The 19,359-nt window shown below is 57.2% G+C and carries 21 protein-coding genes; 3 read left to right on the plus strand and 18 right to left on the minus strand.

Annotated features, from left to right (window positions below; translation table 11 throughout):
- Positions 1 to 77 precede the first annotated feature (77 nt).
- The 18 genes from MON38_RS03520 to MON38_RS03605 all read right to left on the minus strand — a co-directional run bounded on the left by MON38_RS03520 (position 78) and on the right by MON38_RS03605 (position 18,147).
- On the minus strand, positions 78 to 461 hold the full coding sequence (locus tag MON38_RS03520; RefSeq protein ID WP_241934745.1) for a DUF983 domain-containing protein: 384 nt from the start codon (positions 459 to 461) through the stop codon (positions 78 to 80).
- The gene (locus tag MON38_RS03525; RefSeq protein ID WP_241934746.1) at positions 461 to 715 is read right to left on the minus strand and encodes a hypothetical protein; all 255 of its coding nucleotides are present in this window, start codon (positions 713 to 715) and stop codon (positions 461 to 463) included. The genes MON38_RS03520 and MON38_RS03525 overlap by 1 nt, the downstream gene beginning before the upstream one ends.
- A gap of 40 nt (positions 716 to 755) precedes the next feature.
- The gene (locus MON38_RS03530; RefSeq protein WP_241934747.1) at positions 756 to 1,325 is read right to left on the minus strand and encodes a DUF420 domain-containing protein; all 570 of its coding nucleotides are present in this window, start codon (positions 1,323 to 1,325) and stop codon (positions 756 to 758) included.
- Positions 1,309 to 1,983 (minus strand): SCO family protein, encoded by a 675-nt coding sequence (locus MON38_RS03535; RefSeq protein WP_241934748.1) that lies wholly within the window; start codon positions 1,981 to 1,983, stop codon positions 1,309 to 1,311. Before MON38_RS03535 ends, MON38_RS03530 begins: the two co-directional genes overlap by 17 nt.
- A gap of 3 nt (positions 1,984 to 1,986) precedes the next feature.
- The gene (locus MON38_RS03540; protein WP_241934749.1) at positions 1,987 to 2,328 is read right to left on the minus strand and encodes a cytochrome C oxidase subunit IV family protein; all 342 of its coding nucleotides are present in this window, start codon (positions 2,326 to 2,328) and stop codon (positions 1,987 to 1,989) included.
- Positions 2,329 to 2,432: 104 nt separating this feature from the next.
- Entirely contained in the window at positions 2,433 to 3,206 is a 774-nt protein-coding gene (locus MON38_RS03545; protein ID WP_241934750.1) for a cytochrome c oxidase subunit 3, read from the minus strand.
- A 22-nt stretch (positions 3,207 to 3,228) separates the two neighbouring features.
- Positions 3,229 to 3,813, minus strand: a complete 585-nt coding sequence (locus tag MON38_RS03550) for a cytochrome c oxidase subunit 3 (protein WP_241934751.1) — start codon at positions 3,811 to 3,813, stop codon at positions 3,229 to 3,231.
- 88 nt (positions 3,814 to 3,901) lie between these two features.
- The gene (cyoE, locus tag MON38_RS03555) at positions 3,902 to 4,753 is read right to left on the minus strand and encodes a heme o synthase (protein ID WP_241935096.1); all 852 of its coding nucleotides are present in this window, start codon (positions 4,751 to 4,753) and stop codon (positions 3,902 to 3,904) included.
- A 66-nt stretch (positions 4,754 to 4,819) separates the two neighbouring features.
- A complete protein-coding gene (locus MON38_RS03560; protein WP_241934752.1) occupies positions 4,820 to 5,956 on the minus strand; it encodes a COX15/CtaA family protein in 1,137 nt (378 codons plus the stop codon).
- A gap of 131 nt (positions 5,957 to 6,087) precedes the next feature.
- A complete protein-coding gene (locus MON38_RS03565) occupies positions 6,088 to 7,980 on the minus strand; it encodes a cytochrome c oxidase subunit I (RefSeq protein ID WP_241934753.1) in 1,893 nt (630 codons plus the stop codon).
- A 22-nt stretch (positions 7,981 to 8,002) separates the two neighbouring features.
- A complete protein-coding gene (locus MON38_RS03570; protein WP_241934754.1) occupies positions 8,003 to 9,073 on the minus strand; it encodes a cytochrome c oxidase subunit II in 1,071 nt (356 codons plus the stop codon).
- A gap of 81 nt (positions 9,074 to 9,154) precedes the next feature.
- Positions 9,155 to 10,465, minus strand: a complete 1,311-nt coding sequence (locus MON38_RS03575) for a quinol:cytochrome C oxidoreductase (RefSeq protein ID WP_241934755.1) — start codon at positions 10,463 to 10,465, stop codon at positions 9,155 to 9,157.
- Between the two features lie 6 nt (positions 10,466 to 10,471).
- Positions 10,472 to 11,221, minus strand: coding sequence for a c-type cytochrome (locus MON38_RS03580; RefSeq protein ID WP_241934756.1), 750 nt, complete (start codon positions 11,219 to 11,221; stop codon positions 10,472 to 10,474).
- A gap of 2 nt (positions 11,222 to 11,223) precedes the next feature.
- Positions 11,224 to 11,748, minus strand: coding sequence for a DUF3341 domain-containing protein (locus tag MON38_RS03585; protein ID WP_241934757.1), 525 nt, complete (start codon positions 11,746 to 11,748; stop codon positions 11,224 to 11,226).
- Entirely contained in the window at positions 11,741 to 13,198 is a 1,458-nt protein-coding gene (nrfD, locus tag MON38_RS03590) for an NrfD/PsrC family molybdoenzyme membrane anchor subunit (RefSeq protein ID WP_241934758.1), read from the minus strand. Before nrfD ends, MON38_RS03585 begins: the two co-directional genes overlap by 8 nt.
- A gap of 10 nt (positions 13,199 to 13,208) precedes the next feature.
- On the minus strand, positions 13,209 to 16,217 hold the full coding sequence (locus MON38_RS03595; protein ID WP_241934759.1) for a TAT-variant-translocated molybdopterin oxidoreductase: 3,009 nt from the start codon (positions 16,215 to 16,217) through the stop codon (positions 13,209 to 13,211).
- Between the two features lie 97 nt (positions 16,218 to 16,314).
- Positions 16,315 to 17,646, minus strand: coding sequence for a c-type cytochrome (locus MON38_RS03600; RefSeq protein WP_241934760.1), 1,332 nt, complete (start codon positions 17,644 to 17,646; stop codon positions 16,315 to 16,317).
- 234 nt (positions 17,647 to 17,880) lie between these two features.
- On the minus strand, positions 17,881 to 18,147 hold the full coding sequence (locus tag MON38_RS03605) for a hypothetical protein (RefSeq protein WP_241934761.1): 267 nt from the start codon (positions 18,145 to 18,147) through the stop codon (positions 17,881 to 17,883).
- On the opposite strand from MON38_RS03605, the gene rpsF reads away from it, so the two are divergent.
- From rpsF to rplI, 3 genes are all read left to right on the plus strand, one after another.
- Entirely contained in the window at positions 18,139 to 18,516 is a 378-nt protein-coding gene (gene rpsF, locus MON38_RS03610; RefSeq protein WP_241934762.1) for a 30S ribosomal protein S6, read from the plus strand. The genes MON38_RS03605 and rpsF overlap by 9 nt on opposite strands.
- Positions 18,517 to 18,529: 13 nt before the next feature.
- Positions 18,530 to 18,805, plus strand: a complete 276-nt coding sequence (rpsR, locus tag MON38_RS03615) for a 30S ribosomal protein S18 (RefSeq protein ID WP_241934763.1) — start codon at positions 18,530 to 18,532, stop codon at positions 18,803 to 18,805.
- A 102-nt stretch (positions 18,806 to 18,907) separates the two neighbouring features.
- Positions 18,908 to 19,351 (plus strand): 50S ribosomal protein L9, encoded by a 444-nt coding sequence (gene rplI / locus MON38_RS03620; protein WP_241934764.1) that lies wholly within the window; start codon positions 18,908 to 18,910, stop codon positions 19,349 to 19,351.
- The last annotated feature ends 8 nt before the right edge of the window (positions 19,352 to 19,359 follow it).

A 19,359-nucleotide genomic window follows, 5' to 3' on the forward strand; every position in this document is an offset into this window, starting at 1 on the left:
AGATGCTCGCAAAATCCAAGCCCAATAAAAAATGCTGCCCGGAAGCAGCATTTGAAATCAGAATAGCAATTTGATTATCAGCGTGGTAAATAGCGCGGGTCGAAATGGGCGCCACCAAATCCATAGAGCATTACGGCCCGCGAATAACGGAACAGTAGCGGCGTCACGGCCAACACGGCGGCGGCCACCGTTACCACGTACACCCACAGCGGTGGGTCGTTAGCAAAGTAATTCAGCAAAAAACCGATACTCAGCAGAATACCCGTCGAAAAGCCCGAGCTGATGTACATGGCCCCGTAGTAAAAACCGGGCTCGGGCTCGTAGGTTTGGCGGCATACCGGGCACTCGGCCGGCATGTCTATGAACTTGAAGCTCCAGGCCGAATGCGTGAACAACTTGCCGGCATGGCAGCGTGGACAGCGCAGTTCCAGCAGCGCCAGCGCCGTGGAAGGCACGGCCATTAAGCGTTGGCCTTCTTCGGATGCGTGCGGCGGTACCAGAAATAGCCCACCGCGCCCATCAGGATGTACGGCACCGTCATCATGTACACAATGCCCTTGTTCAGGCCGGCCACATCGTAGTCGTCGCGCTCCTGGCGGGCGGCTTCCACCTGCGATTTACACATCGTGCACTGGGCCCGGGCCGCCAGCGGGGCCAAGCTCAGCAACAGGCCCACCAACAGGGCAAAAGCGGCGGTCAAAAAGGTCTTTTTCATAAGCAGAGCAACACCACGAGGGCGGCAAAGTTTCTCAATATCAGGTATAATACGGCGAAATCATGAAATACACAATTACGCCCGTCACCGACACGTACAGCCACACCGGGAACGTCCAGCGCGCAATGGCTTTGTGCTTGGTGTATTGGCCGGTCAGCGCGAAATACAGCGTGAACAGCACCAGCGCCACCGTCACCACGGCAAGGCTGATGTGGGTGAGCAGCAAAAAGAAATACAGGCCGCGAATCGCACCCGTGCCGCCAAAGTGCGTACTGGCCACCTGCGAATGGTAAGCTACGTACGACAATAGGAACAGTCCGCCCAGCGCGAAGGCCGTGCCCATCATGGCGCGGTGCTTCAGCACGTCTTTCTGGCGAATGAAGTAGTAGCCGGCCAGCAAGCACACGGCCGTCAGCGAATTGAGCACGGCATTCACAGCCGGCAAAAACTTCACCTGCGCGCCCGGAATCCGGAAGGTTTCGGGGAAATAGTAGAGCACGGCCACTAGCAATGGCACCACCGCCCCCAGCGTGCCGAGAATGATTTTGTAGCGCGTGTAGTCGCCGGGGGCCAGCACCGGCGGATGCAATTGTTCAGTGGGGGTGTTCATAGTCGTAAAGCTGCACGGTTACTTCCGTGAGTAAGCGGTCGATTTCGCGCCCGTCGGTACCGTCGTAGATACCGCGCACGCGGCGCTGGTTGTCGACCAACAACAGCCGGCCGGCGGGGATGTTGGCCGTATATACCGCTCCGGGCAAGCGCTTGGGGTCGGCCGTAAGCCGGAACTCGCGCTGCGTAAGTTGCCGTAGCGTATCGGCCGGGCCGCTCAGGAAAAACCACTTGCCGGCAATGGTGCCGTACTGCTCCGACAGCTTCGAGAGCGCAGCAGTGCTCGCCACGTCGCCATCCAGCACGAAGGTTACCAAACGTACCCGGGGCTCTTTGTGGAATTTCTCCTGCACTCGCAGCAGCTGGCGGGCCACTTTGGGACTGGCCTCATCGGCGGCAAAAAACTGCGCGATGTACATGCCTTGGCCCAGTTCCTGGCTGCTTATCGCTCGGCCAGTTGAAGCGGAAAGTTGAAACGGTGCGATTTGGTGGAAAACAGTATCGCGCTGCCAGCCCCCGCCAACCTGCGTGGAATCCACACGGTCGGGCAGGTAGGTTGGCAGCGCGTAACGGTTGGTGCCGAAGCGGAACAGGAACAAAAAGGCCAGTACCGGCACCAATAGCAGCAGCCCCAGCAAAAGGGTTTGGCGGGGCCGCATCCGCTATTTAAACATGTTTTGCAGGACTTCGCCCATGAACGAACCCTCCGTGATGAGGGCCACCAGCAGCCAAATCAGCAGCGTTACCGGCACCAGAATGGTCCAGATAAGCCCTTTGGTTTCGTGCTTGAGGTGCATGAACTCGGCCACGATGAAGAAAGCCTTCAGGATGGTAAGGCCGATAAAGATGCTGTTGCGCAGCGTGCTGGGGTGCATCAGGAACACGAAGACGAACTCGACGGCCGTGATGCCCACCAGAATGAAGAATACGCGCCAAATCCAGCCAGTATTCGGTTTGGCGATTTCGCCGGGAGCGAGGTGCTCGGTAGTTGCGTGAGAAGCCATTTGGAGAGTTATGAGTTATGAGTTAAAAGTTATGAGTTAAAAGTGCGGGCTACAAGTGGCGGTTGCCAACTCGTAACTCCTAACTTTTAACTCATAACTCTTTTTCAGACGAGGTAGAAGAAGGTGAATACGAACACCCACACCAAGTCTACAAAGTGCCAGTAGAGGCCGATTTTCTCAATCATCTCGTAGTGGCCGCGCTTTTCGAAAGTGCCGTTGGTGGTGGCAATAAAGCACCACACCAGCAGGCAAACGCCCGAGAACACGTGCGTGCCGTGGAAACCGGTGATGAAGAAGAACAAATCGGCGAAAAGCACCGGGCCGTACTGGTTCATGTGCAGGTTGGCACCAAAGAACTTGGTGCCGTCGGCCATAATGGTGGGCTCGGCGTGGCCGTTGATGAAGTGCGTCCACTCCCAGGCCTGGCTGGCGAGGAAGGTGGTGCCGAACAGGATGGTCCAGAGCAACCATTTCTGCACGTCGGCTTTGTCCATGCGCTGGCCCGCTTCCACGGCCAGCACCATGGTTACCGAGCTCAAAATCAGAATCATGGTCATCAAGGCCACGAAGCCGAGGGGCACATTGGCCTCGCCCATGCCGGGGAAGGCGTTGAACACATGGTCCGGAATCGGCCACCACCGCGTGTTGAAGACGAAATCTTTGGCTTCGCCGGTAAATACCTCGTGCTTATGGCGAATCATGCCATAGGTGGTGAGGAAGGCAGCGAAGGTGAAAGCGTCAGACAGCAGGAAGAACCACATCATCAGCTTGCCGTAGCTCGCTTTGAAGGGTTCGTTGCCGCCATCCCAGTTGCCGGTGCGTGGGGCGTCGAGGGTGGCAGAAGCAGCGGCGGGCTGCAAAGTGGTCGGTTGGGACATAGCGGACAGCGTAACGTCGAAATTAGTGGTTCAAAAGTAAGAACAAATACAGGTACAGCCAAAGGCCGCCCAGGAAGTGCCAGTACAGGGTAGCGTTGCCAATCGAGAGCATCGCGCGCGAATGCACCTGATAATTAAGCGTCCGCTTCAGCACCACGGCCAGAAAAATAAGGCCGGTAACCAGGTGAAAAGCGTGCACGCCCATGAGTACGTATACGAACGAACCGGAAGGATTGGCGTCGGCCCCGCCGAAATACGTGTTGCCCGCCACCAAATCGCCGAAGCTATGGTACTGCCCTACCAGGAAAGCCAGGCCCAGCACCAGCGTGATAATCAGGCCCGTTTTTACACGGCTGATTTCGTCTTTGCGGGCGGAGAAATAGGCCCACTGCATGCTCGCGCTGCTGAGCGCGATGAGAATAGAATTGATGAGCAGCGACGCGGGCAGGTCGAACTCGCGCCAGTTGCCTTCGTCGCGCCGCACGATGTAGCCGCTGGTGAAGGCTGCAAACATCATCACAATGCTGAAAATGAGCAGGATGAGCAGCACGCGCTTCGGGTGCCAGCCCAGTCCGGTTTCCTTATCGGCTAAAATCTCAGGAGTCATATACTAGTTATTAGTTGATAGTTGCTTGTGGTCAGTTTTCGGACGAGTTATCCGTTGTACCTGACAACAGACAGCTAACAACTGACACCTATATTTTGTCCAGTACCAGCGCGATTTGAACGATGGGCAAATACAGAAACGAGGCGAACATGATGCGCAGTGCGGCTTTGCGCGACTGCGTGCGCATGAGCTGCACCGTGAGCAGCAGGAACAGCACACCCGCTACCACGGCCACCAGCGCCGAGATGCGGCCCGAGATGTTGAATTCCAGCGGCAGCAGGCTCAGCGGAATGAGCAGCAGCGTGTACGTCATTATCTGAAAGGCGGTGCGCAGGTCGCGGTTGCCGGGCGTGGGCAGCATTTTAAATCCTGCCCGCTTGTAGTCGTCGTCGGCCACCCAGGCAATGGCCCAGAAGTGCGGAAACTGCCACATGAACTGAATACCGAACAACACCCAAGCTTCCACGCCGATGTAACCGGTAGCGGCGACCCAGCCAATCAGCGGCGGCAGCCCGCCCGGAATAGCCCCTACCGCCACGCAAATGGGCGAAATCGTTTTCAGCGGCGTGTAGATGAAGCCGTATAGGATAAGCGAGAGCAGCGACAGGCCCGCAGTGAGCGGGTTGAAGCAGTACCACAGCAGCGCCAGCCCCGCCACGCCCAATAGCACACAGAAAACCCAAGCCTCGGCCGGGGAGAGCACGCCGGTGGGCAACGGGCGTTTGGCTGTGCGGGTCATCAGCTTGTCGAGCTCACGCTCGTGTACCTGATTGATGATGTTGGCAGAGCCCGTTACGAGCAGGCCGCCCAGCATCACCAGCAGCGCGCGGCTCCAGCTCAGCTCGTGGGCGCCCAGCATGTAGCCGATAGCGCTGGAAAACGCTACCGTGAGCGAAAGCCGGAACTTGAGCAACTGAAAATAGGCGCGGGCCTTCACCATCAATACCTGGTTTTTGTGCGCCGTGAGGGCCGGCAAATTACGCCAGCCCCCAACGGGGCCGCAAAGTTACGCAACAACCCGTCGGGCAGCATCCGACGGCGCAATCATTTCCGGACCTTTTCGGGCGCGGGCCACCGCCAGCAGCGTCAGAAACTGTACGCCAAACAACACCGTGGCCAGCGTGAGGTGCACCGGCTGCACCGCCGGCGGCAGGGCAAACGACGCCAGCACAATGCCAGCCAGTATTTCCAACCCGATAATGCCCAGCGTAGCCGTTACCAGCCGGCGCAGGTGCGTCCCGCCCAGTTGCCATAGTTCGTAGCCTACATACACATTCAACAGCAACACTGCCGCCGACATGGTGCGGTGCAGGCTGAAGACACTGCCTAACTTAGAAACCCAGCTTTCTCGTCCCATATAATCGGCCGCTGCCGACACTATATCGACCTGCTCCCGCACCTGCGTGCCCAGCACAATCTGCCAGAACGTGAGCAGTAGCGCAACCCACAGCCACACTTGCAGCGAGCGTGCTGGACGGCGCTCATTAAGCGTAGTCGACACCGCAGCAGCTTCGAAACTCATTTCAGCACCTCTCCCCCACTGCGCCCGGTCTACGGCATACAGCAACAGCGCCACAATCACCAACGCCAGCGCCATGTGCACCGTCACCATCACCGGCAGCAGGTTAGTCGACACCACTAACGAACCCAGGTAACCCTGCACGCCGGTGAGCAGAAACGACGCCAGTGCCAGCCAGAAAATAGTCCGGTCGCGCCGCCAATACGGCAATGCAAACACCACCGCCAGAAACACAAATACGCCTATTAGCGCGCCCAGTAAGCGGTTCACATATTCAATCCAGGTTTTGACCGGGTTGAAATCGGTTTCGATGTACTGCGTTGGGTGAGCGAAGATGCTGCCTGCGACCTCGGCAAAACCCAGCTTCTGTAGCGTGCGGGCCAACTTTTGATTCTTGGCCACGCGCTGGCCCAAGTACACTTCTTTATAGTTTGCCGGCAACTGGCTGGCTTCAGTAGGGGGCACCCACTGACCGAAGCATTTAGGCCAATCGGGGCAGCCCATGCCGCTACCCGTACTACGCACCACGCCACCGACCAGTATCAGCAGATACACGGCAACTACCGTGAGGATACCGAATGAGCGAAAACGGCGTAGGCCGGCACTATTAAGATTGTTTTCCATTCTTAAAAAACGGTTACTATTTCGCCTGTTTGATAACAGCCGATGATAAGGAATAGTGGGGTAACCAACGGGCTAAAAAAAACGGGCCGCCGGTGAGGCGGCCCGTTCGGGACTTGATTTGTCTCAACTACTTAGTCAGCCAGTTCCTGCTCGTAAGGCAGGTTCGACGACTGCGTTTGCGAGTACGGCACGTTTTGCGGGATGAAATCCACTTCCGAACCGGGCTTGCTGTAGTCATAGGGCCAACGGTACACAGCCGGAATCTCGCCGGGCCAGTTGCCGTGGCCGGGGACGATGGGCGTAGTCCATTCCAGCGTGGTCGAGTTCCATGGGTTCATGGTAGCACGACGGCCGCGGAAGATGCTGTAGAAGAAGTTGAAGATGAAGATGAACTGCCCCAAGAAGGCGATGATGGCCGCAATCGAGATGAACTTGTTCAGGTCAGCAAATTGCGAGAAAGCATCGAAGCCGGTCCAGGCGTAGTAGCGGCGGGGGAAACCGGCGATGCCTACGTAGTGCATCGGCATGAACACCAAGTACACACCCACGAACGTCAGCCAGAAGTGAATGTAGCCCAGCTTCTCGTCCATCATGCGGCCAAACATCTTCGGGAACCAGTGGTACACGCCGGCGAACAAGCCGAAGAAAGCCGAGCTGCCCATTACCAAGTGGAAGTGAGCGACCACGAAGTAAGTGTTGTGCATCTGAATATCGAGCGTGGCATTGCCGAGGATAATACCCGTCAGACCACCCGAGATGAACAACGACACGAAACCGATGGCGAACAGCATAGCAGCCGTGAAGCGGATGTTGCCGCGCCACAGCGTAGCCAGCCAGTTGAATACCTTCACGCCCGAGGGCACGGCGATAATCAGCGTCAGGAACATGAAGACCGAACCCAGGAAGGGATTCATGCCCGTTACAAACATGTGGTGAGCCCACACCACGAACGAGAGCAGCGAGATGCCAATCAGCGAGCCAATCATGGCGCGGTAGCCGAAAATTGGCTTACGAGCGTTGGTAGCCAGTACCTCCGACACCATACCCATGGCGGGCATAATTACGATGTACACTTCAGGGTGACCCAGGAACCAGAACAAGTGCTGGAACAGCACCGGTGAACCGCCTTGGTTGCTCAAAGCCTGTCCAGCGATGTAGATATCCGACAGGAAGAACGAAGTACCGAACGAACGGTCAAACACCAGCAGCAGCGCGGCCGAGAACAACACCGGGAACGACAGAATGCCGAGGATAGCCGTTAGGAAGAAAGCCCAGATGGTGAGCGGCAATTTGCTCATGCTCATGCCGCGGGTACGCAGGTTGATAACCGTCGTCACATAGTTCACGCCGCCTAGCAACTGCGACACGATGAAGAACACCATGCTCACCAGCCACAGCGTCATACCCGCACCGGAGCCAGGAATGGCTTGCGGCAGTGCACTCAGCGGCGGGTAGATTGTCCAGCCGGCAGCGGCAGGGCCTGTTTCAATGAACAGCGACGAAAACATGATAATGCTCGACAGGAAGAAGAACCAGTACGAGAGCATATTCATGAAGCCCGAAGCCATGTCACGGGCACCTACTTGCAGCGGAATCAGGAAGTTGGAGAACGTACCAGACAAACCAGCGGTGAGCACGAAGAACACCATGATGGTGCCGTGCATCGTCACGAGTGCCAGATAGAACTCAGGGTTTAGCTTCCCGGCCTCAATCCAGTGGCCGAGCACGGGCTTCAGCCATTCCATCGTGCCCTCGGGCCAGCCGAGTTGCAGACGGAACAGGCTCGACAGCGTACCGCCAAGGATGGCCCAAAACATACCCGTAATCAGGAATTGCTTGGCAATTACCTTGTGGTCCTGGCTGAACACGTACTTCCACAGCCAGTGCTGGTCGTGGTGGTCGTGCTCGTGGTCGTCGTGGTGCAGGTGGTCGCCGTGCTCGGTGGCCGGCACCGGGGCGGAGCCCACGCCGCCAGCCGCTTGCACGCTGGCCGAAAAATTGGGTTTGGGTGTCAGGTCTGACATAGCGGGATACCGTTAGTAGTAGTTAGTTCGAAGCCGCCAGGGGCATGGGAGCGGCCTCCACTTCGGGCGCGGCAGCTACGGGCGTAACCATGGTTTTGGCTTTCTGTTTGAAAGCGGCCATCACATCGGGGTTCTTCTGCGTGAACGACTGCTGCGCGGCATACCAGTTCTGATAGTCGTCGGGCTCGTCCACAATCACCGTAGCTTTCATGGCGAAGTGGCTGCCGCCGCACAGCTGGTTGCAAGCCAGTTCGTAGTTGAACTTGGGGTTGCCCAGCTTGGCACGCATCTCGTCGGTCGTGGTGGTGGGCGTGAACCAGAAGCGGGTCGGCATACCAGGCACCGCATACATCTGCACGCGGAAGTGCGGCATGTACACGGCGTGCAGTACGTCGCGCGAGCGAATCTTAATCAGTACCGGCACGCCCTTGGGCACGTGGATTTCGTTGGTCGTGAAGTCATCTTGTGCCGACTTATCGCTGAGGTCGAAGCCCCACTCGTTCACGGCATCAATCATGCGGTAGTTAATCACGCCCAGCTTCATGTCGCGGCCGGGGTAACGCACGAGCCAGTTGAACTGCTTGCCCATTACTTCTACCACTACCGAGTTCTTCGGAGCAGGACCAGTAATGCGCGTCCAGGCCTTCCAGCCAGCGAAAATCAGCGAAGCCATTACGATGGCCGGAATGATGGTCCAGATAACCTCAATCTTGTTGTTGTGGGCAAAGAAGTATGCCCGACGGCCATCCTTGTGCTGGTATTTGTAAGCATACCAGAACAACAGAATCTGCGTGATGGCGAAAGCGACCCCAATCACCGCCATTGTGGTCCAGAACATGGTTTCCATCTTATGGCCATGCACGGAAGCAATGGGCGGGTTCATTTTGTTGAAATTCTCAACAAACGAATAAGCGAACCAGGCACCGCCCACCACCAGAAACACCATCATCAGAATAGCATTCACGCTATTGCTAACGCCGATGTCGCGGGTGAAAGAGCCCGAGAAAATCGAGGTAAATATCTGCAAGCGAAACAGCAGGCCGAACACGACCAACAGCAGCACCAGCACCAGTAAAATGGTTAGAGCAGTCATTGAATTGTTAGTAGTAAGTACTGTGTATCCGGTAAGCAGCTGAAGCTAAAATGCCTCAAACCGATTACTGAAATCTAAACCTTAGGTGGTGTGGTGCACACTCTCATCGAGGAAGGGGTGATTCACGGGCACCAGCGAGGCCGAAGCCAGACGGCGGGTGAACAGAATCAGGAAAGCGCCGAGGAAAATGGCGGCAATGCCAATCTCAATCAAGAACCCATTCTCGCCGCGCAAAGTTGCCGGCATCAGCATCAAATAGAAGTCGGACCAGTGACCGCACAGAATGGCGATGGCCACGATTTTCATGATAATCATCTGGCGCTTGGCATCGCGCGTCATCAGGCCCAGGAAGGGGAAAACGAAGTTGATGGCGATGTTGAAGAAGAACATGAAGGTGTAGCGGCCTTCGAACCCGCCGAGGCGCTGGTTGAAGTACACTGCTTCTTCAGGTAGGTTGGCGTACCAAATCAGCATGAACTGCGCAAACCACACGTAAGTCCAGAAGATGCTGAAGCCGAACATCAGCTTGCCCAAGTCGTGGATATGGCTGGCGTTCAAAGCCCGCAGGTAGCCGTTTTGTTTCAGGAAAATGGCCGTGAGGGCGATGGCAGCAATGCCCGATACCCACCACGAAGCGAATACATACCAGCCGAACATGGTGCTGAACCAGTGCGTGTCAACCGACATTACCCAGTCCCAAGCCGACATCGACGAGGTCACGGCGTAGAGCACGAGGAACAAGGCCGAAGCCGTGATGCTTTTGTGGAACCAATAGGTACCGCCGTTCAGGTCTTCGGCCAGCGAGAGCTGACGCAGCTTCCAGCTGAACACACCCCAGATAACGAGGTAGCTCACCATGCGAATCACGTAGAAAGGCAGGTTGAGGAATCCTTCTTTGCCCTTGATGATGGCGTCGAAGTGCTCCGACTTGGGGTCCATAATGCCGTCGTGCGTCCAGTGGAAAATATCCTGACGGCCCACGAGGAACACAATCAGCATAATCACGCCACCGGGAATTACCCAGGCACTTAGGGCTTCCGAGATGCGCTTTACCATAACCGACCAGCCGGCGTAAGCCACGTAGTTAATGGCCATGAACACGGTACCAACCGTGGAAACGCCGAGGAAGAATAAGTTGCTGTGCCAGAGGCTTACAATCAGGCGCTTAATGAGGACGGAGTGTCCTTCTTCGTGCGCCGCGCCGTGAGCAGCCGCCGCATGGCCGGCCGCTTCGCCGTGCTCGGCCGCGCCCCAGCCCATTACCTGTGCCAGGATGCCCACGATGAGGAGCAATACGCCGGCAGCGATAATGGCAATAAAAGTTTTACGGGCGCCATCCGTAACGACGAGCTGTTCAGCCGTGGCGCTTTCGTGGTGCGTCAGAGTTGCCATAGTGCGTTAGTTGGAGGTGCCGTTGGTTGCTTTGGTTTTGCCTTCGCCGGGCGTTTCCGAGCCGGTGCCGGCCTGGGCCTGCCCTACCGGAGCGGTATTGGCGGCGTCTTTAGTTTCAGTCGAGTCGCTAGTAACAGTGCTGGTCGGGCCTTTGGCAACGAGTTTGCTCAAAGCGTCCGGGCCTTCGCCACGCTGGAGTACGCGCACATACATGGCGATTTTCCAACGCTCCTCTGGGTTAACCTGCGAACCGTGGGGCATCATGCGGTTGCGGCCCCATTCGATGACGTGGTAAATGTGACCATCGTTCATCGTCTTATAGGCGCCGGCCGAGTAATTCGGCACACCTTTGAACTTCAGGCCCACGGCTCCCTGGCCGTCGCCTTGCTCACCGTGGCAGTGCGAGCAAATGCGCGTGTAAAGCACTTTGCCTTCTTCCAGGTTAGCCTTGGTGTAAGCATAAGGGTTGCGGAGCGTGCGCTCGGCAATACCCACGCTGTCCTTCGGAATGTGGTCGAAGTAGTTGAGTTTGCCGCGGGGCACGGTGCCGTTGGCAGGGGTACGCTCGTTGATACCAAACGAGTTGACCGGATTGAAGTGGGTCTGGCTCAGGGGGTCGTACGGAATAGATTCGTACATCTCCGGGGCGTATTCCACGCCGGGGTCGTTTCCGTCGTGGGTGCAGGCCGTAGTGGCCAGTCCCAGGGACAGCAGCAGCGCCGAAACGCGCAGGCTCAGGGTCAGCGGATGCGTCATTACTAGTGGGTCATTTCTTTTTGGTTGACTTCCGAAGCGCCGTTGTCGCGGAGCAGTTGGGTCAGCCGAGGAAACTGCGAGCTGGTTTCATCCAGTTCGATGGCCATTACGAACTTGTCGTCAGTAGCACGCACATCCATTACCGGAGTTTTGAAGCGCGGGTACAGGCCCGTGATGGTGAAGAACGTGATGGCCATGCCGTGGCAGGTGAAGAACACGGTCAATTCAAACGCTACTGGCACGAAAGCCGGCAGGCCGATGTGGGGCTTACCACCGATAATCATCGGCCAGTCGAAGCCCAGCATGTAAATCTGCATCCACAGCGCAAAGGCTAAGCCCGTCATGCCAAAAAAGAAGGCGGCGATGGGTAGGCGCGAACGTTCGATGCCGAGGGCATCGTCGATGCCGTGCACGGGGTAGGGCGAGAATACGTCGTAGATTTTCACGCCGGCGGCGCGCACATTTTCCACGGCGTGCAGCAGCACGTCTTCGTCGTCGAAGATGCCGAGGGCGAATTGCTTAGTCATGCTGGTTGTAGGTTACGGGAGCCGAGGCGGGGGCCCCGTGGATGGCAGGTTGATGAGCGTGGGCGTGAGCCGCTTTCTCGGGGTTGTAAGTCGGGCCGTTGTCGACGGTGTACTTCAGGATGGTCTTCACTTCGGCCATGTTAATCACGGGGAAGAACTTGGCGAAGAGCAGGAACAGCGTGAAGAACAGGCCGAGGGTACCCACGTACAGACCGATATCAATAATCGAGGGCGAGAACATGGCCCAGCTCGACGGCAGGTAGTCGCGGTGCAGCGAGGTCACGATGATTACGAAGCGCTCGAACCACATACCAATGTTCACAATAATGGACAGGATGAAGGTGAGGCCAATGCTATAGCGCACGCGACGGAACCATACCAGCTGCGGCGTAATCACGTTGCAGGTCATCATGGCAGCGTACGACCACCAGTAAGGACCGGTAGCGCGGTTGATGAAGGCGTACTGCTCGAACTCTACCTGTGAATACCAGGCGATGAAGAACTCCGTGATGTAAGCCACGCCCACAATGGAGCCGGTTACCATCATGATTTTGTTCATCAGGGCGATGTGCTCCAGCGTGATGTAGTCTTCGAGGCGGAACACCACGCGGGTAATCAGCATCAGGGTAAGCACCATGGCGAATCCTGAGAAGATAGCACCAGCCACGAAGTAGGGCGGGAAGATGGTGGTGTGCCAGCCCGGCACCACCGAGGTAGCAAAGTCCATCGATACGATGGTATGTACCGAGAGTACGAGCGGGGTCGAAACACCGGCCAGAATCAGCGAAACAGTTTCGTAACGCGACCAAGCTTTGGCCGAACCCTTCCACCCGAAGCTCAGCATGGAGTAGCTAAACTTGGCGATGGGGCCTTTGGCACGGTCCCGAATCGAAGCGAAGTCAGGAATCAGACCGATGTACCAGAACACCAGCGACACGGTGAAGTAGGTCGAGATGGCAAACACGTCCCACAACAGGGGCGAGTTGAAGTTAGCCCAGAGCGAGCCCAGCGTGTTCTGGAACGGGAAAACGTAGAATGCCAACCACGGACGGCCCATGTGCAGCACCGGGAACATGGCGGCGCAGATTACGGCGAAGATGGTCATGGCTTCGGCCGCACGGTTGATGGAGCTCCGCCACTTCTGACGGAACAGCAGCAGTACCGCCGAAATCAGCGTACCGGCGTGGCCGATACCTACCCACCACACGAAGTTGGTGATGTCCCAGGCCCAGTTTACGGTCTTGTTCAGGCCCCACTCGCCGATGCCGTACCAAACAGTGCGGTAAACGGAGTAGAAGAATACCCCCAGGAAAAACAGGGCCACGCTCAGGGCGGCCATCCAACGCAGGTTGGGTTTGGCTTCGACCTGGTAGCAGATGTCTTGCGTGACGTCGTGTAACGTCTTACCGCCGGTTACGAGCGGCTCGCGTATGGCTGATACGTGCTGCATAAGAGGATAATTAGGCTTCTACTTCGGGGGCAAAAAATTCCGACTCGGCGTTGCGAATCTTCGTCAGGTAGGTCACGTTCGGCTGCACGTTGATGGAGTCGAGCGAGTGGAAAGCGCGCTCTCCGTCTTCGCGGCGCAGCAGCTGGCTGATGCGGCTGTTGGGGTCCTTCATATCACCGAACACGATGGCTTCGGTGGGGCACGACTGGGCGCAGGCGGTTACAATCTCGCCGTCTTTCGGACGACGCTTCTGCTTCTTGGCTTCGAGCTTGCCGAGCTGGATGCGCTGTACGCAGAATGAGCATTTCTCCATCACACCGCGAGCACGTACGGTTACGTCCGGGTTCAGCACCATGCGGCCGAGGTCGGTGAACATGTGGCCGTTCACTACTTCGAACTTCTCGTTCGAGTAATACGAGAACCAGTTGAAGCGACGCACTTTGTACGGGCAGTTATTGGCGCAGTAGCGCGTGCCGATGCAACGGTTGTAGGTCATCTGGTTGAGACCTTCCGAGCTGTGCGTGGTAGCCAGTACCGGGCACACCGTTTCGCAGGGAGCGTGGTTGCACTGCTGGCACATCATCGGCTGGAAAATAACCTGCGGGTTTTCCGAGGGGTCTTCCATGGCGGCGTAAGTGGCCACCTTGCCTTTGGTGTCGAAGTCGCTCTTATGGGCGTCGGAGCTGTAGTAGCGGTCGATGCGCATCCAGTGCATCTCGCGGCGGTTAATTACCTGCTGCTTGCCTACTACGGCGGTGTTGTTTTCGGTCTGGCAACCTACCACGCACGAGCCGCAGCCAATGCACGAGTTCAGGTCGATGGCCATGCCCCAGTGGTGGTTGTTGTACTGGTAGTCCTGCCACAGCGACACCTTGTTGGGAGCCTCCAGCCCGTCGGGCGTGGCAATCTTCTCGTACTCGGTTACCTTCTTGGGGTCTTTCACATACTGCGCCAGCGTGCTTTCCTGTACCACCGGGCGGCGGTCCATCAGCGTCTGGTGCGTCTGAGTCTGGGCGATGGGCGAAGTGGCACCGGTTTTCTCCAGCGTCACCACGTTCTGGTACTGGATGCCGCCGTTAGCCGTCATGGCCAGCGGGGCGGCGTTCTCCCCTACTTTATCGCCGGCTTTGCCTGCCAGCGTACGGCCGTAACCGAGGGCGATGCTCACCGTACCATTGGTCTGACCGGGCTGAATGAGCACGGGCAGCTCGATGCTGTAGCCATTGGCGGTTACTTTCAGCACGTCACCCTGCTCCCACTTCTGCTCGATGGCCATCTTGCGCGGCACGGCCACGTAGTTGCCCCAGGTAGCTTTCGAAATAGCATCGGGCAATTCCTGCAGGAAGGGGTTGTTGGCTTCGGTACCGGCAGCGCTCAGGCCACCTTTCTCGTACAGGGCCAGCTCCACGCCCGAAGCTTTGGCACCAGCGCCGAGCTGCGAAGCAGCGGCGGCAGCGCTCATGCCGGTCATGGCCGGAGCGGCGGGCAGGGCCGAACCCATCATTACGCCATCGTGCACAGCCTTATCCCAGGCAGCATCGGTAGGCGTAACGGCGCGCCAGTTGGCACGCAGGTATTTGTAGTAAGTGGTGTTGTTGCCAGCCCAATGCAACAGGCTTTCCTGCGCCTGGCGGGTGGCAAACAGCGGCGTAATTACCGGCTGCGCGAGGCTCAGGTAGCCACGCTTGGGCTCGAAGTCGTTCCACGATTCCAACCAGTGGCTATCGGGCGCGGCGTACTGGCAGAGGCTGCCGGTTTCGTCGAGACGGTCGTTGAGCGAAATCGTGAGGCCTACTTTGGCAATGCCCGACTTCACTTTAGCACCCAGCGGGTGGTTGTAAACCGGATTGGCGTTGTAGAAAATCACCGCGCCAATGGCCCCGGCGTTCATGTCGTTCACCAGCGCGGTCATGCGAGCGTCGTCGCCCTGACGCAGGTTGCTCGGGGCGCCACCGGTGGTGGTACCGCCGTTGCCCAGCGCCTGGTTGATGGCCGTTACCAGCGTCTGCACGGCTGGGTCATTCGAGCCCGAAACAATCAGGCCAGCGCTGCCAGCAGCTTTCAGTTCAGCAGCAGCTTTGCCGATGGCCGTTTTCGTGTCGGCACCAGCGCCGTTTACTACGTGGTTGTAGATGGTAAGGGCAGCGGCACCCATTTCCGACGGTTTCACCGGAATACGTACGTCGGCGTTGGAGCCGGACAGCGAGAGGGCCGTTTCAATCTGAATATGGCGCGACATGGTTTTCTTGTCGCGGCTCACCTTGCGGTTTACGATGTACTGCTTGGCATACTCCACCGGCGAAATCCAGGTGCCGAGGAAGTCGGCGCCAAGGCTCACGATGACGTTGGCTTTGCTAAAATCGTAACCCGGTACCACGCCGCCGTTCGCCTGCAACAGGGCCGAAGCCGAGTGCGCGTCGTACATCACGTGCGTGGTGTTGGGGTAGCGGCCCGTGAATTCGGCAATGGCCTTCTTCGTGCTGGGGCTGATAATCGTGTGCGACACGATGGCAATGCGGCCGGCACCGGCGAGCTTCTCGCGAATCTCGCGGTCTACCTGCTTCATGTCAGCCTGCTTGCCTTTGATGGCGAAGTGCTGCAGGCGGCCACCGTCGTAGAGGCTCAAAACAGCAGCTTGGGCACGAGCCGACAAACCACCTTTCGTGATGGGCGACTCGGGGTTGCCTTCGAGCTTAATCGGCCGACCGTCACGGGCCTTCACCAGCACGGCGTTATAGTCGGCGCCCGTGAAGTAGGTGGAAGCGTAGAAGTTCGAAATCGCCGGGTCAACTTCTTCGGGCTTGTTCAGGTACGGAATCGCCTTTTTCACCGGCGTTTCGCACGAGGCCAGCACCGCAGCGCCAACGCCAAAGCCCATCAGTTTGAGGAAATCGCGGCGGGGAGCCGAGGTGGCATCGCTGCTCTCGTGGCTTTCCTTTACCGGCATGAACTCGGCAAAGGCCGATTGCATGAACTCCGGGGCGCTTTCCAGTTCCTCAATTCCTTTCCAGTACTTCATTTGGAGGGGTAATCAGTAATCAGTATTGGGTAGTCAGTAATTAGCGAGGGTAGGCAAGAATACTGACTACCCAGTACTCCCTACCGAAATCAATGGCTTAGTAGTGGCACTTCGAGCACTCGGTACCGCCGTTCGACGATACGGTGAAGGGGGCACCACCATTCTTGGTGTCGTGCAGCTTCACGAGGTTGTCGTAGTACTTGTTATCCTTGGTGTTGAGGGGCATCTCGCGGTGGCAGTTGATGCACCAGCCCATGGTGAGGGCCGAGTACTGGTATACCACTTCCATGTTCTGGATGGGGCCGTGGCAGGTCTGGCACTGGAGGCCGGCTACCTGCGTGTGCTGCGAGTGGTTGAAGTAGGCCAGGTCGGGCAGGTTGTGGATGCGCACCCACTGAATGGGCTGCTTGCGCTCGATGGCGCGGTAGATTTTCTTAATTTCGGGCGACTCCGTCTTAATCTGCGAGTGGCAGTTCATACAGATATTGGCCGAAGGAATGTTGGCCGACTTGCTCTTGTACACCGAGGTGTGGCAGTAGGCGCAGTTAATCTGGTGCTCGCCGGCGTGCAGCTTGTGCGAGAAAGCAATGGGCTGCGTAGGCTGGTAACCCTGGGTCAGTCCCACGGCCATTACGCTCTGCACACCTTCATAAAGTAAAACGAGGGCGAAAACGACACCCACAATACCACGCAGCACGGGCGAGCGGTAGAACTTGCTCCAGTCGAAGCGCTGCTCCAGAATCTCCACATCGCGGCCGTCGAGGTCCTTGCGGCCGCGCAGCACATCACGCATCAGGTTGCCAATGATTACTAGCGTTACCACCAGCACAATCAGCACTACTACCAATACAATAAGGAGAATGTCAACGTATTTGCCGGAACCGGCGTCAGCGCCATCAGCAGCAGCAGCATTCTCTTTCGTCACACCGCCGGTCGGGTCTTTTGCTACCGGACCCGCGCCTTCTTGTGAAGTTACGTAAGCAACAATCGAGGTGATTTCCTTGTCCGACAGTGCGAACGAAGGCATTTGCTGCTTGTTGAACTTGTTGAAAAGAGCTACGGCATAGTCGTCGCCGCTGGCCACCACTTTGCTCGAGTTCTTCACCCAAGGAATAAGCCATGAAATGGGGCGGCGCTTGGTGATGCCAGCGAGGGCCGGACCAACTACCTGCTCGTTCACGGCGTGGCACTGGGCGCAGTTGCCTTTGAACAAGGCATCACCGGCGGCAATAGCGGCGGCATCGCCACCAGCGGGCGCGGCAGCCGGGGCCGTAGCAGTTGCGGGAGTAGCGGCAGCAGTAGCGCCGGGTACTACCCCTTGCGTTTTCACCGTGGCGGCATCCTGGGCGGCAGCCTGCTGGATGCCAGCAAACGTGAGCACCAGCGCCAGCATCAGATGAGGTAACGAGCGGAGTCGAAGGCTCTTCATAGAAAAATAGAGGGTAAAGCGAAACGCTAGGGGCATTTCAAGGCCACAAATGTAGGTCAGGATTCGTAGGCGGCAAAAAATGGGGTACAATTTCCGGGGGGTAATCCCCGTTGCGCGCGGCCTCCCGGCTGGCTTTCATCCACTTCGCGACGCTACTTTTCGCTGTAGCAACGGCGTCGAAACGGCGGGTTTGGCAACAGGTTAGCCGGTGATTTTGAAAGCCCTGAATCGGAACTAGCGACGTGAGCTTTTGTTGGTGACAGCTGCAGATTTAGGCGGGCTTTTTTCTGTTTCGCTGTCGGCCGCCGACACCTTATATATAGGTAGCCATTCCGAGCAGTATTGGTCAAGCGAGTAAAGATGGCCAGCATGACCATCCATGCTGGTTGGCTGAATACCACCAATACCAACGCGGGCCTTGGCAATGTGCCGGAAAGTCAGTACCTTTGCGCCCCAATCAATTTTTATCACCCCCAATTCACCCCCATCGTAATGGAACAAAGAAATTACGAGACGGTCTTCATCGTGACTCCCGTATTGAACGAGAGCCAGGTGCAAGAAACGGTCGAGAAGTTCACTCAGGTGCTTAAGGAAAATAGCGCCGCCCTTTTATCCACCGAAGCCTGGGGCCTGCGCAAGCTGGCTTACCCGATTCAAAAGAAAAGCACGGGCTACTACTTCTGCCTGTCTTACACTGGCGAAGGCAACATCGTGGACGTACTCGAACTGGCATTCCGTCGCGATGAGCGCGTAATCCGCTTCCTCACGACCGTGCTCGATAAGCACGCCGTAGAGTACAACACCCGCCGCCGCAACGGCGAAATGAACCAGCAGAAGGCTGCCAAGGAAACCGAAGCCGTAGCCCAATAATCCAGCATCGACAATGGCATCTCCCGCATTCAACCGCAACAACGACCGGTCGGCTAACAACAAGCCCCAGGACAACCGCAAGAAATACTGCCGCTTCAAGAAGAACGGCATTAAGTACGTGGACTACAAAGACCCGAACTTCCTGCTGAAGTTTGTGAACGAACAGGGCCGCGTGCTGCCCCGTCGCCTCACCGGCACCAGCCTGAAATTCCAGCGCAAAGTGACCCAGGCTATCGCTAAGGCCCGCCACCTCGCCCTGATGCCGTACGTAGCCGACGCTTTGAAATAAATTATAAATTTTGAATTATAAATTATAAATGTTAATGCTTGGGCCGATTTATTTGGTCTGGCATTTATAATTCATAATTTATAATTCCTAATTCTCTCCGACATGGAAATCATCCTCAAAGACGACGTTAAGGGCCTCGGGTACAAGAACGACATCGTGACCGTGAAATCGGGTTACGGCCGTAACTTCCTGCTGCCGCAGGGTCTGGCCATGCTGGCCGACAAGACGAACAAGAAAATCACGGCCGAGAACGTGCGCCAGGCCGCTCACAAAGCCGACAAAATCAAAGGTGACGCCCAGGCCATTGCTGACCAGGTTGGTGGCATGGTGCTGGAAATCCCCGCCAAGGTGGGCGAGAGCGGCAAAATCTTTGGTCGCGTAACCACCCTGCAATTGGCCGAAGCGCTGAAAGCCAAGGGTGTGGACATCGACCGCAAGCGTTTGTCGTTCGACCAGGAGCCGACTTCGGCTGGCGACTACACCGCTACGGCTAACCTGCACAAGGAAGTGAAGCACACGATTAACTTCCGCGTAGTAGCCGAGTAGTTTCGGTT

The sequence above is a fragment of the Hymenobacter cyanobacteriorum genome (assembly GCF_022631375.1).
Taxonomy (GTDB): Bacteria; Bacteroidota; Bacteroidia; order Cytophagales; family Hymenobacteraceae; genus Hymenobacter; species Hymenobacter cyanobacteriorum.

Excerpts from the sequence above, each read along its gene's own strand:
- MON38_RS03575 (WP_241934755.1), bottom strand. The coding sequence starts at position 10,465 with ATGGCAACTCTGACGCACCACGAAAGCGCCACGGCTGAACAGCTCGTC.
- MON38_RS03580 (WP_241934756.1), bottom strand. The coding sequence starts at position 11,221 with ATGACGCATCCGCTGACCCTGAGCCTGCGCGTTTCGGCGCTGCTGCTG.
- MON38_RS03560 (WP_241934752.1), bottom strand. The coding sequence starts at position 5,956 with ATGGAAAACAATCTTAATAGTGCCGGCCTACGCCGTTTTCGCTCATTC.
- cyoE (WP_241935096.1), bottom strand. The coding sequence starts at position 4,753 with ATGGTGAAGGCCCGCGCCTATTTTCAGTTGCTCAAGTTCCGGCTTTCG.
- nrfD (WP_241934758.1), bottom strand. The coding sequence starts at position 13,198 with ATGCAGCACGTATCAGCCATACGCGAGCCGCTCGTAACCGGCGGTAAG.
- MON38_RS03525 (WP_241934746.1), bottom strand. The coding sequence starts at position 715 with ATGAAAAAGACCTTTTTGACCGCCGCTTTTGCCCTGTTGGTGGGCCTG.
- rpsR (WP_241934763.1), top strand. The coding sequence starts at position 18,530 with ATGGCATCTCCCGCATTCAACCGCAACAACGACCGGTCGGCTAACAAC.
- MON38_RS03570 (WP_241934754.1), bottom strand. The coding sequence starts at position 9,073 with ATGACTGCTCTAACCATTTTACTGGTGCTGGTGCTGCTGTTGGTCGTG.
- MON38_RS03520 (WP_241934745.1), bottom strand. The coding sequence starts at position 461 with ATGGCCGTGCCTTCCACGGCGCTGGCGCTGCTGGAACTGCGCTGTCCA.
- MON38_RS03565 (WP_241934753.1), bottom strand. The coding sequence starts at position 7,980 with ATGTCAGACCTGACACCCAAACCCAATTTTTCGGCCAGCGTGCAAGCG.
- MON38_RS03545 (WP_241934750.1), bottom strand. The coding sequence starts at position 3,206 with ATGTCCCAACCGACCACTTTGCAGCCCGCCGCTGCTTCTGCCACCCTC.
- MON38_RS03585 (WP_241934757.1), bottom strand. The coding sequence starts at position 11,748 with ATGACTAAGCAATTCGCCCTCGGCATCTTCGACGACGAAGACGTGCTG.
- rpsF (WP_241934762.1), top strand. The coding sequence starts at position 18,139 with ATGGAACAAAGAAATTACGAGACGGTCTTCATCGTGACTCCCGTATTG.
- MON38_RS03550 (WP_241934751.1), bottom strand. The coding sequence starts at position 3,813 with ATGACTCCTGAGATTTTAGCCGATAAGGAAACCGGACTGGGCTGGCAC.
- rplI (WP_241934764.1), top strand. The coding sequence starts at position 18,908 with ATGGAAATCATCCTCAAAGACGACGTTAAGGGCCTCGGGTACAAGAAC.
- MON38_RS03595 (WP_241934759.1), bottom strand. The coding sequence starts at position 16,217 with ATGAAGTACTGGAAAGGAATTGAGGAACTGGAAAGCGCCCCGGAGTTC.
- MON38_RS03535 (WP_241934748.1), bottom strand. The coding sequence starts at position 1,983 with ATGCGGCCCCGCCAAACCCTTTTGCTGGGGCTGCTGCTATTGGTGCCG.
- MON38_RS03600 (WP_241934760.1), bottom strand. The coding sequence starts at position 17,646 with ATGAAGAGCCTTCGACTCCGCTCGTTACCTCATCTGATGCTGGCGCTG.
- MON38_RS03540 (WP_241934749.1), bottom strand. The coding sequence starts at position 2,328 with ATGGCTTCTCACGCAACTACCGAGCACCTCGCTCCCGGCGAAATCGCC.
- MON38_RS03530 (WP_241934747.1), bottom strand. The coding sequence starts at position 1,325 with ATGAACACCCCCACTGAACAATTGCATCCGCCGGTGCTGGCCCCCGGC.